General features: G+C 49.6%; 10 protein-coding genes and 1 pseudogene. 6 read left to right on the top strand and 5 right to left on the bottom strand.

Annotation, left to right across the window (positions count from 1 at the left end; translation table 11 throughout):
* Positions 1-242: 242 nt before the first annotated feature.
* Positions 243-2792: pseudogene (gene uvrB, locus ABJO30_02220) on the bottom strand (excinuclease ABC subunit UvrB).
* Between the two features lie 239 nt (positions 2793-3031).
* Here uvrB and ABJO30_02225 point away from each other — a divergent pair.
* Positions 3032-5071 (top strand): autotransporter domain-containing protein, encoded by a 2040-nt coding sequence (locus ABJO30_02225; protein ID MEP3231627.1) that lies wholly within the window; start codon positions 3032-3034, stop codon positions 5069-5071.
* A gap of 24 nt (positions 5072-5095) precedes the next feature.
* Here ABJO30_02225 and ABJO30_02230 read toward each other — a convergent pair whose 3' ends face one another.
* The 3 genes from ABJO30_02230 to ABJO30_02240 are packed head-to-tail and all read right to left on the bottom strand — an operon-like array spanning position 5096 to position 7354.
* Complete coding sequence (locus ABJO30_02230; protein MEP3231628.1) at positions 5096-5590, bottom strand: DUF1499 domain-containing protein; 495 nt, start codon at positions 5588-5590, stop codon at positions 5096-5098.
* A 16-nt stretch (positions 5591-5606) separates the two neighbouring features.
* Positions 5607-6716, bottom strand: coding sequence for a PQQ-dependent sugar dehydrogenase (locus tag ABJO30_02235; protein ID MEP3231629.1), 1110 nt, complete (start codon positions 6714-6716; stop codon positions 5607-5609).
* A gap of 20 nt (positions 6717-6736) precedes the next feature.
* Positions 6737-7354: a glutathione S-transferase family protein gene (locus ABJO30_02240; GenBank protein MEP3231630.1), complete on the bottom strand. Its 618-nt coding sequence runs from the start codon at positions 7352-7354 to the stop codon at positions 6737-6739.
* A 198-nt stretch (positions 7355-7552) separates the two neighbouring features.
* Here ABJO30_02240 and ABJO30_02245 point away from each other — a divergent pair, with 198 nt between their 5' ends.
* The 5 genes from ABJO30_02245 to ABJO30_02265 all read left to right on the top strand — a co-directional run bounded on the left by ABJO30_02245 (position 7553) and on the right by ABJO30_02265 (position 12334).
* A complete protein-coding gene (locus tag ABJO30_02245) occupies positions 7553-8755 on the top strand; it encodes a pyridoxal phosphate-dependent aminotransferase (GenBank protein MEP3231631.1) in 1203 nt (400 codons plus the stop codon).
* A 15-nt stretch (positions 8756-8770) separates the two neighbouring features.
* Entirely contained in the window at positions 8771-9202 is a 432-nt protein-coding gene (locus ABJO30_02250; GenBank protein MEP3231632.1) for a GNAT family N-acetyltransferase, read from the top strand.
* Between the two features lie 171 nt (positions 9203-9373).
* Positions 9374-10399, top strand: coding sequence for a protein-methionine-sulfoxide reductase catalytic subunit MsrP (msrP, locus tag ABJO30_02255; protein MEP3231633.1), 1026 nt, complete (start codon positions 9374-9376; stop codon positions 10397-10399).
* A 145-nt stretch (positions 10400-10544) separates the two neighbouring features.
* Entirely contained in the window at positions 10545-11864 is a 1320-nt protein-coding gene (locus ABJO30_02260; GenBank protein MEP3231634.1) for an SDR family oxidoreductase, read from the top strand.
* Positions 11861-12334: a DUF2269 domain-containing protein gene (locus tag ABJO30_02265; protein ID MEP3231635.1), complete on the top strand. Its 474-nt coding sequence runs from the start codon at positions 11861-11863 to the stop codon at positions 12332-12334. The genes ABJO30_02260 and ABJO30_02265 overlap by 4 nt, the downstream gene beginning before the upstream one ends.
* 11 nt (positions 12335-12345) lie before the next feature.
* Here the strand turns inward: ABJO30_02265 and ABJO30_02270 are convergent, their stop codons facing one another.
* Positions 12346-13236 (bottom strand): LysR family transcriptional regulator, encoded by an 891-nt coding sequence (locus tag ABJO30_02270; GenBank protein MEP3231636.1) that lies wholly within the window; start codon positions 13234-13236, stop codon positions 12346-12348.
* Positions 13237-13268: the final 32 nt, after the last annotated feature.

A 13268-nucleotide genomic window follows, 5' to 3' on the forward strand; every position in this document is an offset into this window, starting at 1 on the left:
GTGGTTCCGTTTTCTATTATAGGTTGTATGTAGTGGTTTCATATTCGCGCATAAGATGCAAGCCGCAAGGCGCGTTATTGGGCGGAAAATTGGTTTTTTGGGAATGATTTCTCTTACCGCTTCCCTCGTTTGCCAGCCTTTTGCCCCGGTCTGCCTGTGGTGCTCCGCCCAACAGGGCGTTTTTCACCTGCGGGGTCGTTTCGTTCTCCACGATAGCCGCCGGATTTGTCTTCGACCGCTGTTTGGCGTGCCAAGGGGTCGTCGGCGATAGCAAGTTCGGTTTCTTGCAGGCGTTTGATTTCATCGCGCAGTCTGGCGGCTTCCTCGAAGTTGAGGTCGGTCGCGGCGGCGCGCATGTCTTTTTCAAGCGTTTCCATATGCGCTTTGAGGTTATGACCGACGAGGGCGCCTTCTTCTGCAAAGCCGAGATCTGGCGTGACGTGGTCGCCTTCGTAGACGGATTGTAGAATGTCGCCGATGTTCTTCTTCACCGTGGAAGGGGTGATGCCGTGTTCTTCATTATAGGCGACTTGCTTTTCGCGGCGACGGTCTGTTTCCTTCATCGCGCGATCCATGGAGCCGGTGATTTTGTCGGCATATAGAATAACGTGCCCATCAACGTTCCGCGCGGCGCGGCCAATGGTCTGCACCAGCGATGTCTCAGAGCGCAAGAAACCCTCTTTATCCGCATCAAGAATGGCAACAAATCCGCATTCAGGAATATCGAGACCCTCGCGCAGCAAGTTGATACCGACCAACACATCAAACGCACCAAGGCGCAGATCGCGCAGGATTTCGATGCGCTCCAACGTATCAATGTCAGAGTGCATGTAGCGCACTCTTATACCTGCCTCGTGCAGATATTCTGTGAGGTCTTCCGACATGCGTTTGGTGAGCGTTGTCACCAGTGTGCGGTAACCCTTTTTGGTGGTTTTTTGAATTTCATCCAGCACGTCGTCCACCTGCGTGGTGGCGGGACGCACTTCGACGGGTGGGTCGGTTAGACCTGTTGGCCGGATGACCTGTTCCACAAACACGCCGCCAGTCTGCTCCATCTCCCAATTGCCCGGTGTCGCGGAGACGTGGACGGTTTGCGGGCGCATGGCTTCCCATTCTTCAAAGCGCATAGGTCGATTGTCCATGCAGCTTGGTAAGCGGAAGCCATATTCGGCCAAAGTTGCTTTGCGTCTAAAGTCACCACGATACATGCCACCAATTTGCGGCACGGTAACGTGGCTTTCATCGACGAAGACGAGAGCGTTATCGGGCAGGTATTCAAACAGCGTGGGCGGTGGCTCCCCCGGTTTGCGGCCTGTGAGGTATCGCGAATAGTTTTCAATGCCCGCACAAGCGCCCGTTGCTTCCATCATTTCAAGATCAAAACGGGTGCGCTGTTCCAGTCTTTGTGCTTCCAGCAATCGGCCTGCGTTTTGTAGCTCTTGCAAGCGATGCTCAAGCTCGGTCTTGATGGACTTCATTGCTTGGTTGAGCGTTGGGCGAGGCGTGACATAGTGGCTGTTTGCGTAAAGGCGGACGAATTTTTTATCGTCTGTCTTCTTGCCCGTGAGCGGATCAAACTCTGTAATCTGTTCCACCTCATCGCCAAATAGAGAAACACGCCAAGCGCGGTCTTCATAGTGAGCAGGGAAGATGTCGATGGTATCGCCCTTCACACGGAAATTACCCCGTACGAAGGCCGCATCATTGCGCTTATATTGCAGGGCAACGAGGTCGGCGAGAAGTTGGCGTTGGTCGATACGGTCGCCAAGCTTGATGTCAAACGTCATCGCCGTATAGGTTTCAACCGACCCGATACCATAGATACAAGAAACAGAGGCGACGATGATCACGTCATCACGCTCAAGAAGCGAGCGGGTGGCGGAGTGGCGCATCCGGTCGATCTGTTCGTTTACCGAGCTTTCTTTTTCAATGTAAGTGTCAGAGCGCGGCACATAGGCTTCTGGCTGATAGTAGTCATAATAAGAGACGAAATATTCGACCGCATTATTCGGAAAGAAGCTTTTGAACTCACCATAGAGCTGTGCTGCCAATGTTTTGTTTGGCGCAAGAATAAGGGCAGGGCGCTGGGTCTCTTGAATGACTTGCGCCACGGTGAAGGTTTTACCAGAGCCCGTCACGCCAAGCAGCACTTGGTCGCGCTCATCCTGTTCGCTAATGCCGTGCACTAATTCTTTGATGGCTTGAGGCTGGTCGCCTTGCGGTGTGAAATCTGAAACGATTTCGATGTTTAATCCACCTTCAGACTTTTCAGGCCGCTCAGGTTTATGCGGTATCCAAACATCGCCTTTAATCTCTTCGCGGCCATGTTCGATTAAATCTGATAGCGCTTGAACTGTCGCCGTTGCACCTGTTGTCGAGGTGAGCTTTTCGGCATCTTCTAAAGAGACATCAAGACCGGCAACAGGATTAAGACCACCCGCCGCGCGTTCTTTTGCAGTTGCTGGCCCGCCCATAGATGTGCCGCGCGAGGTTTTAAGCGCTTTCGGTTTCTTCGGCTTCTTGTCTTTTTTATTGGCGGGCACTTGTTTGTCAGTACCTGGCCCCATTTTGCCAAGTTCTGGTTTTTTGATACGAGCAGAAGGGGGTAGGTCTTCGGCCTTGCTTATCTCATCAGCCCAATCTGAAATGGAGGTTGAAGAGATATCGACCGGCGTACCTTCAAAGCTTGCTTGCGGACTTTCTTCAAAACCAGTTGGTTCGTCTTTTCCATAGGGGGAAAAGGCGTCATCTGATTTTTGAGAATCACGTGAGCTTTGCTTCTTATCTGCCATCCTACTTATATGTGACAGGACGAGCGGAATTGAAAGTACCAATTGGATTCAATTATAAAGCGCCCCTAAGAGATAAAATTTGGCGTTCTTTGTCAGGAAAAGCGAGAAAGTATGACTGTTTTGTGACTTTTTTATCACTTTTTGCGTGAATGATGAATGCCTCCAAAATTTGCGCAGTTTTCGGGTTGCCTTACGTGCACGTCAATCTGTTTTCCATAGTGCAAAGATTGGGAGGTCTTATGACAAATTTACGAAAACTACTTCTTGCTGGATGCGCGCTAACTGTCAGCACAACTTTGGCTCAAGCTCAATTTGCAACCTCGGGTGACGTGATTTCCTTCGGCGATAGTTTGTCGGATAATGGCAACTTGTTTGCGATTTCGGGAGCGGCCAATGATTTTCCCGGGAGCAGTCGGTTTGTGAACCCAGGCGGTTTGACATGGATTGAACAACTACTTGGTGGAACACCTGATCCAACAGGAGCCAACGCTGTCAGTCCACAAAACTCTCCTGTTCAAGGAACAGGTGTTACTGGCGATGTAAATGTAGCTTTTGGTGGTGCATTTGCCGGAAGTGGTGGGCTTGCCGCTGGTATTCCAGGTGTGACCGAGCAGCAAGGCATTTTCGCGGGCGCAGGCGGTACGATTGATGCAGATGATACCGTTACATATTGGGCGGGTGCGAATAACTTTTTTGCAGGTCTCCCATTAGTAACAGATGCAGCAGGTGCCGCGGCTCTTGGGCAAAATGTTGGTGCTTTAGCTGTCAATGATATTACCCAACTTGCAACAGGCGCTGTTGCGCCTGGTGGTGGTCCGGGTCAACTTGTCTACCTTAATCTACCCAATCTTGCTTCTTTGCCTTCAACCAATTTGGGTGCGGAGCAAGCAGCAGCTGGCGCAGCCGCGCAAGTCGCAGCAGCAGGAGGTGATGCAGCAGCGCAGGCAGTGGCATCCGCTCAAACGCAAGCAGCCGTTTTAGGCGCCGCTGAATTTGCGACCCAAAATTACAATACCACCCTAGAAGCTGGCGTCGCCCAGCTTGCAGCGGTTGATACAAATACTGATTTTGTTCTGATTGATGTGGCGGCTGTCTTTGATGAGGTTACTGCTAATCCTGAGGCTTTTGGTTTTACCAATGTGACTGCAGGATGTGTATTTGATGCCGCATGTGCGGCCGCAGACTTTGAAACACAAAACGAATTTTTGTTTTCTGATGGTGTTCACCCAACCAACGCGGGCCATGCTTTAATTGCAGAACTGGCGCGTCAAACAATTGATCCAACAGTTGGCGGATCAAATGCGGCGGCTATCGCGGATTTATCTTCGACTACTCGCCAGATTGTTGCAGGTTCTGCACTCAGCCGTGCGCGTAGTTTCTTCTTTAGTCAAGGAGCATCTAGCGACGTTTCATCATCGGCAGACGTTGATACGTTTAGTGAAAAAACACCAATACGCGGTGAAGCTTTTGCTGAAGTGTTGGGTGGTACAGCATCCATCGGTGCGCGCACTGGTACACCACGATCAGATATAGATCTGATCGGCGTTCGCCTTGGTGCAGACATACTTCGCTCAGAAAATCTTGTGGTTGGTGTGCAAGGTTCTTTCGTGCAAGGCGATGGCTCGCAGCCTGCTTTGAGTTTTGAATCTAATTCACTTGCGCTTGATGTTTATTTGGCTGGTAAAATTGGCAATGTATTTGCGGCTCTAACTGTTGGCGGTGCTTATAGTGAGCTTGAAGACATTACCCGTAGCGTTGGTGTCGGTCCTTTGACCAATTTAGGAGAAAGCGACGCAAAACAGTTCAGCGCAATCGGCGAACTTGGTTATGATTATAAGTTTGGCGGCTTAAGTGTTTTGCCATCTGTAACGTTGGGCTATTTCAACACAACGATCGACGATTATACCGAGGTCGGTGTTTTCGCACCGTTGGCCTTTGGCGAGCGTTCAATTGATGCTGTAACGGGCGCCGTTAACATTCGTGCTGCTAAGACATTTAGCAATAACGAAGGTGTTTCTGGTGTTTTGTATGCAGGTGTCGGCTATGAAGATTACTTGTCCTATGACGCTGACGACTTATCTGTTGGAGCGCTTGCATCAACGGCAGCTGCATCATCACTTGCTATTGATGATCCAGAGGGGCGTGGTTTCTTGTTTGATGTTGGAACCAAGGTGAAAATAAACAATAAGTTTTCTATTGGCGCAGAATACCGCTTGGGTGTTGGTGGCGATAATACACGAAGTCACCAAGGTAGCCTGCGCGTAAGCACTCGTTTTTAAGGCTCTATCTGCAACGGTATAAAATTAGCGGGTCGGGTGGTTGGTTTCTAAGTTTGAAATCCACCGTCTGACCCGTTTTTCATTGGCGCTAAAATCTCGGTAGCCAATTTGTGCGCGGGAATAGATGGCAAGCGTTGCGCCGTCTTGAACATCGAAAAATTCTACGCTGATCGTATCAGGAAAACGGCAAATTGGTGAGCGCATGATGAACCGCAATCCATCACCAGCGTCATCAACAGTGCTGCGACTTTCTGTGCCGAGCGCTGTGATGAAATTTGTCTTCAGCCGTTCTTTCGTCATTTTGAAGACAGGCGGTTCAGCGTCGGGTGTTTCGTTTTTGCAAATGTCTTTAGGGCAAAGCAAAAACTGATTTGGTCTGCTGGTCTTTTTCAACGTTGGAAAATCAACGTGGCCAAGATCAGGGTCGCCAATGACTAACTCCCAAAAAGTTTCGGGCGAGCGAAAGAATAGCAAAACCACTATACCAAGAATGAAAATGAAGGCGACGATGTAAAGCATGGCTGTCTTTTTCACGTTAGTTGGCGGGAGCAAGGCGGAGGAGGTAACCACTGTCAGAATGGGTGAGTAGATATAAAGCACCATCTGGTCCTTCGACAATATCTCGCACACGCCCAACGTCGCCTTCTAACAAGCGTTCTTGTTCTGTGATCTTGCCATTGTCTTGCGATAAGCGAGAGACAAGTTCAAAAGCCAGTGCGCCGACAAAGATGTCACCTTTCCATTTGGAAAACAGATCACCTTGGTAAAATAAAATCGATGAGGGGGCGATGGATGGATCCCAGAAAAAATGTGGTTGTTCCAATCCATCACGTGCGACACCAGCGCCAATTTTGCGGCCGCTGTAATGGCGGCCATAAGAAATGATTGGCCATCCGTAATTTTTGCCCGCCTTTGGTTGATTAATTTCATCACCACCACGTGCGCCGTGTTCAGATGTCCAAATCTCTCCCGTTTTAGGATGCACCGTGATGCCTTGCGCATTGCGATGACCGATAGACCAGATTTCTGGAAGCGCCTTCTTGCCATCTGCAAAGGGGTTGTCAGCAGGAATTGTGCCGTCTGGGTTAATTCGTATGATGGAGCCTGCATGATCAAATGGATCTTGGGCGCGAGGGCGTTTGCCACGGTCACCATGGGTGATGAACAAAGTGCCATCTCGCGCAAATACAAGGCGCGAACCAAAATGTCGGCCTGTTCCAGTTTTGATGTTTTGACGGTAGATCACTTGAGTGTTTTGAAGCTCTAAGCCGTTAAGCTGCCCACGAGCAACCGCCGTGCCGCTGCCGCCTTCGCCCGCTTCTGAAAAGCTTAGATAGACCCAGCGGTTTTCAGCAAAGTTTGGATCAATTGCAACGTCGAGCAAACCACCCTGACCACGTGCACGAACTTTAGGCGTGCCTTTGAGCGGTTTTGACAAAGCGCCATCTTTGAACAGTCGCAAATTGCCGTCGCGCTCGGTTATCAAAATGCTCGCGTCTGGCAAAAATGCAAGCGCCCACGGTGTGTCGAGCTTGCTGGATAAAACCTCAACTTTGAGTTCGTAGTCTTTTGATGGAAACGGATTGGCTTGGACGGGGAAGGCAAATCCAAAAAGAATGAGGATGAAGCTGCACAGTCTAATCATGGTTCGCCTTCTGCGTTGGTTTAAACAGATGGAAGCCAGTCCATCGAAACAAAACCATCTATACCACGAACCCGGTTGAGCCAGTCTTCAATTTTTGGAAATGTGGAAAGGTCAAAGCCGCCTTTTTCTGCTTTGTGAGTGTAAGCGTAAAGAGCAATATCCGCGATGGTGAATTGGTCGCCAACGATGAAGGATGATTTTGCCAGCTGTAACTCCATTGCTAAAAGCGCTTTCATGCCCCCTTCCATAAGGGCTGACATCTTTTCTTCCGTTGCTAAATGGGCGCGACTTGCAATGGTTGATAGGGAGATGCGAACGGCGATGTTTGGTTCGTGGCTATATTGTTCAAAGAATAACCATTCATAGACTTTCGCCCGCTCAAAGGCATCTGTTGGCAGGTAGTTAGTGCCTTCTGCCAGATGCAATAAGATGGCATTGGATTCAGCCAATGTGCGTCCATCGGTATACTGAAGGAAGGGAACTGCGCCTTTTGGGTTGAGGGCTAGAAATTCAGGCGTTGAAGATTGTCCAGCAGATGGCGCAATGGCGATGCTCTTGAAGGGTGTTTGTTGTAATGCCAGTAAAAGGCGGACTTTGTAGCAATTTCCTGATTCAAGCATGTCATGAAGAATGAGCATTTGTTTCCCTTCGCGCCTGCGGATTTTCGTTGTCTTTCAACATACTATCCATTTTGGCTGCTGTCTCATTAGAAAGACTGACACACTCATGAAAAATCCTGATGATGGAAGTCATTTATCCCCCTTGTAAGTGAAGCGTTAGGGGCGTAGGTTCGCGCCGTAAAATGATATGCCCCCAAAGCAATGGAGACCTCCCAAATGGCATTTCTGTCCGATACTCTTTCACGAGTAAAGCCTTCTGCAACCATCGCTGTTTCAGCCAAAGCACGCGAACTAAAAGCGGAAGGGCGCGATGTGATTGGCCTTGGTGCTGGCGAACCTGATTTCGATACGCCAGACAACATTAAGGCAGCAGCTGTTGATGCGATTAATCGCGGTGAGACGAAATACACGGCAGTGCCTGGTATTTTGGAATTGCGCGAGGCGATTGTTGAAAAATTCAAGCGTGAGAACAATCTCACTTATACAGCTGACCAAGTGATTGTTGGCACAGGCGGCAAGCAAATTCTTTATAATGCATTTGCTGCGACGCTAAACCCAGGCGATGAAGTTCTCATTCCAGCTCCTTATTGGGTGAGCTATCCTGATATGGTGATGCTAAATGGTGGCGACCCTGTATTTGTTGAAGCGACCATTGAAACCAATTTCAAGCTGACAGCTGAAGCGCTGGATGCAGCGATTACGCCGAAAACGAAATGGTTCATTTTCAACTCACCATCTAACCCATCGGGTGCGGCTTATTCGCATGATGAATTGAAGGCGCTCACAGATGTATTGTTGAAACATCCGCATGTTTGGATTTTGACCGACGATATGTATGAGCACCTTTGTTATGGCGATTTTACTTTTGTAACGCCTGCAGAAGTTGAGCCGAAGCTTTATGAGCGCACGCTTACAATGAATGGTGTTTCAAAAGCCTATGCCATGACAGGCTGGCGCATTGGTTATGCAGCTGGACCCGTTGAACTGATTAAAGGCATGACGAAGGTTCAAGGCCAATCGACTTCTGGCACCTGTTCAATTGCTCAGTGGGCAGCCGTTGAAGCATTGAACGGTACGCAAGATTTTATCGGTGAACGCCGTGATGAATTTGAACAGCGCCGCAACCTTGTTGTTTCTATGTTGAACCAAGCATCTGGTATTGATTGCCCAATGCCTGAAGGGGCGTTCTACGTGTATCCTTCTTGCGCAAGCTGCATGGGTAAGAAAACACCATCTGGCAAAGTGCTAGAGACGGACGAAGATTTCGTGACGGCATTGTTGGAAGATGAGGGTGTTGCAGTGGTGCATGGCTCGGCCTTTGGTCTTGGCCCGAACTTCCGCATTTCCTATGCGACATCGACACAAGCGCTGACGGATGCGTGCGAACGTATTCAGCGTTTTTGTAACTCGCTTACATAGGCGAGCGGACACGTTATGACGGTCTGCTTTGACCATGGTAATTCGGCCCTGCTGATTGATCGCGCTCATGCGATCCGGCGGGCCGTTTTTATTGAGGAGCAGCACGTCAGCGAGCCTGAAGAATGGGACGACCTTGATCAAGCAGCGATCCATTTTATTGGTGTTGATGCAGATGAAGACGTTGCGACCGGACGTATGATAGTGGCCAATGGGGTCGCTAAACTACAGCGCATTGCCGTGTTAAAACACGCACGCGGACGCAATCTCGGGCTCAAATTGATCAAAACGATGATGGATGTTGCTGAAAAAGGAAACAACGTTCACACGTTTAAATTAAGCGCCCAAACATACGCTATTCCATTTTATGAACGGCTCGGATTTGTCGCCTTTGGTGGTGAATATGATGATGCCGGCATTCCGCATCGGGACATGAAACGAGCCGTATAGCGCCGTATTTGCTTGGAATCGGACTATTTTCACAAGAATATGATGGAATTTGATCGAAAAATCGGTTCTTTTTGCAATGGTGCGCAATCTTTAACCATGATCATCTATTATAAATCTAATTGACTAAAAGTGATGCCTTCAACGTGGGTATCAACATTCAGGAGAAATACTGTGCTGATTAAACGTCGCAAAAGCTGGGAAATTCCAGAAAATCAAGCAACACCGGAAAGCGCCTTTTTAAACCGTCGGCAATTGGTTGCCGCTGGTGGCTTGGCTGCGGGTAGCTTGGTTTTGCCAGAGAAAGCGCGCGCTCAAAATGCTTTTGAAAACGCTCTCGGTGCCATCTTTGGTAAGAGTGAAGACGAGAAAGCTGCTGCTAAAGAAGTCGACCCAAGCGCCAAACTTTATCCAGCAAAACGCAATGAGAAATATACTCTCGATCGCGAGCTGACGCCGCAAGACGTGAACGAATCATACAATAACTTTTATGAATTCGGCTCGCACAAACGCATCGCCCGCGCTGCCCAATCGCTGAAAGTTCGCCCTTGGACAGTTGTGATCGACGGCATGGTGGATCGCCAGCGCTTCTTCTCAATCGATGATTTGCTAGCTGAAGTACAATTGGAAGAGCGCCTTTATCGCCATCGTTGTGTTGAAGCATGGTCTATGACGATACCGTGGTCTGGTTTCCCAATGTCAGAGATTGTTCGTCTTGCGAACCCGCTTTCAAAGGCGAAATATATCCGCATGGAGACATTCAACGATCCAGAAACAGCAAGCGGCCAGCGCGCATCCTTCCAGCCTTGGCCTTATGTTGAAGGTCTTACAATGGCCGAAGCGATGAACGAGCTAACGTTTATGGTAACGGGCACCTACGGCAAGCCAATGGCGAAACAGCACGGTGCGCCTTTGCGTCTTACTGTGCCGTGGAAATATGGCTTCAAGTCAATCAAGTCGATCGTGAAATTCACGTTTACAGACAAACGCCCTGTCAGCTTCTGGGAAACCTTGCAAGCGCGCGAATATGGCTTCTGGGCCAATGTAAACCCAGAAGTAGACCATGCTCGCTGGAGCCAAGCGAAAGAGCGGGTGCTTCATACTGGCGATTTTGTGCCAACGCTTCTTTATAACGGTTACGGCGAACAAGTTGCCGACCTTTATAAAAACATCCCAAAGAGCGAGCGCTTGTTTACTTAAACGCCGCCACAATCAAACAATTAAACCGCCCCTTTGTGGGCGGTTTTTTGTTGGGCATGGGATGAAACTTATTGGTTGACGAAACTTTGGAAAACCATTGAACTCTAACCAGCACTTAAGTCGTGAGCGAAGGGAATCGTTGCCAGTGGTGGATAAGAAGCTCACTCGTAAAAGTGTACTCGTTTTGGGTGCTTATGGGCTTATCGGTTTTCATATTACCCAGAAGTTGGAGCAAGCAGGTTTTAATGTGATTGGCCTTGGCCGTAATCGCAGCACAGCTAATCGTGTCTATCCGTCGCTTGATTGGCGCATTCATGACCTTCGCGATTTAAGCGAAGCATCACATTGGCAACCTGTGCTTGAAGGTGTTGATCTGGTGGTCAATGCGGCTGGTGCGTTGCAAGAATCGGGTGATGATAAACTGGATGTCGTTCATCGCGGCATGCTAGAAAGTTTACTTCCAGCGCTGGCAGAACGTGGCATCGGGCTTGTACAAATTTCTGCGGTTGGTGCTGAACTCAATGCCGACACAGCCTTTATGAGCACCAAAGCAGAGGGCGATCAATTGGTTCGTGAGGCGGGCATTGATCATTGGATTTTCAAACCGGGTTTGGTGCTTGCGCCAACGGCTTATGGCGGGAGTGCTTTGTTGCGGCTTAATGCTGCCGTTCCCATTGTGCAGCCTTTGGCTTTGCCTGAGACAAAAATTCAAACCGTCCATGTGGATGACATCGCGGGCGCTGTGGTGATGGTTGCACAAGGTAAAGTGGATGCTGGTATTGAGTGTGATCTTGTTGAGGAAACAGAGCACAGTTTAGAAGGCGTCATTGGCGAAATCAGAAATTGGCTCGGGTTCAATCCAGCGCGGTTCCGTTTGGTGTTGCCACGTTGGGCGCTTTCGTCAATTTCGTTCATTGCCGACAGTTTAGGGCACTTGGGTTGGCGCTCACCGCTTCGAAGTTCTGCTGTGAAAGTACTTGAAACAGGAATTTCTGGCGATGCGTCTCAATGGCGAAAATGGCATGATGTGCCGTTGTCTCCGCTTTCAAAGACGTTAGAGGCAATGCCAGCTTTGGCTGAAGACCGATTATCAGCGCGCATGGCATTATTGATGCCGATGGTTATCGCTACCCTTGCACTCTTCTGGTTCCTGTCTGGCATTCTTGGGGTAGTCAGTCTTAGCGCGGCAGCTAATGTTTTGACGGCTGTTGGATGGTCGTCAGCACTTGCCAAATTCAGCGTGGTGTTTTGGGCTGTCGTGGATGTTGCTCTCGCAGCAGGCATTTTATATCGCCCCACGGCGAAACTTACCTGCCTTTGTATGATTGGCGTGAGCTTGTTCTACTTAGCCGCCTCTACAGTGACAGTGCCGAGCCTTTGGCTTGATCCTTTGGGCCCGCTCGTGAAAGTGTTGCCGAGCATTCTACTTGCCCTTGTTGCTCGCGTGATGTTGGAGACGAGATGATGGAATGGATCGACCTCATTCGCGTTTTACATGTGCTTGGCGCCTGCGTTTTGATCGGCACGGGTAGCGGGATTGCCTTCTTTATGGTGATGGCTCATCGAAGTGGTGACGCTAAGCTTATTGCAGGTGTTGGCTCCATCGTGGTGATCGCGGATTGGGTGTTTACCGCCAGCGCCGCAGTTCTTCAACCGATCACAGGCCTGCTGCTCATCCATCATGTGGGGTGGTCATTGGGCGACGGCTGGATTTGGCTATCGTTGGTTTTATACGGCGTGATTGGCGCTTGTTGGTTGCCTGTCGTTGTTATTCAAATGCGATTGCGAGATTTGGCGGTTGAGGCCAGTACCCAAAATACCCCCTTGCCACCACGCTATCACAAGCTCTTTCGCATCTGGTTTGCCTTAGGCATTCCAGCGTTTACCGCAATCGTTGTTCTTTTGTGGCTGATGGTAGTGCGGCCTGATTTCTAAAATTGCAGTGATTAAAACTGCCACTTTTGCGCTTCTGAAACGAGGAAATCGCGGAAGGCTTGAACGCGGGCGGAGTTGCGTAGGTCGTCGGTGTAGACGAAATAGGTGTCGAAGGACGGCACGCTTTCTTCCACAGGTAGCTGCACGAGGCCAGGTTCTTTATCCACCACATAGTCTGGCAGAAGTGCGATGCCAACGCCGCGTTGGGCTGCGTTTTTCATGGCGTATACATTGTTGACTTCGAGCGTAGAGGTGCGTTCTGTTTTACTGTCTTTACCCGCCCGCAAAATCCAATTCAGTTCCTTCAAGTGGTCAGGATAATTGCGACCGAATGAAATGATGCGGTGGTTGTCGAGGTCTTTGGTGTCTTTCAATGGGCCGAAGCGCTTTAGATAATCTTGCGAGGCATAAAGGTGAAAATGCACCGTGAAGAGCTTGCGCTGGATGAGGTCTGGTTGTGTTGGCGCATGAAGACGGATTGCAACATCAGATTCACGCATGTTGAGATCCAGCTCACTATCTGAGAGCTGCATTTGCAGTTTAATGTCGGGGTAGAGATCCGTGAAATTATTGATCCGCGATGTCAGCCACGTGCTGCCAAGACCAATGGTCGTGTTAACGCGCAACGACCCACTTGGCCGTTCCTTGGAGTCTGTCAGCCGCACCATGGCGGCTTCCAGTTTCATCAGCACATCATGGGCCGTGCGGTAAAGATCGTCGCCTTGCTCAGTTAAGATCAAACCACGGGCATGGCGATGGAAGAGGGTGACGCCCAAATCATATTCAAGCGCACTCACCTGACGACTGACCGCGGACTGGCTCAGGTTTAATGTTTCACCAGCATGGGTGAAACTGCCCGCCTCTGCAGCGGCATGAAAAATCCTGAGTTTATCCCAATCCATCTTGGTGCCCGTTCATTGGTTTGTTCAGCTTA

The sequence above is a fragment of the Hyphomicrobiales bacterium genome (assembly GCA_039973685.1).
In the GTDB taxonomy this organism is placed as follows: Bacteria; Pseudomonadota; Alphaproteobacteria; order Rhizobiales; family JACESI01; genus JACESI01.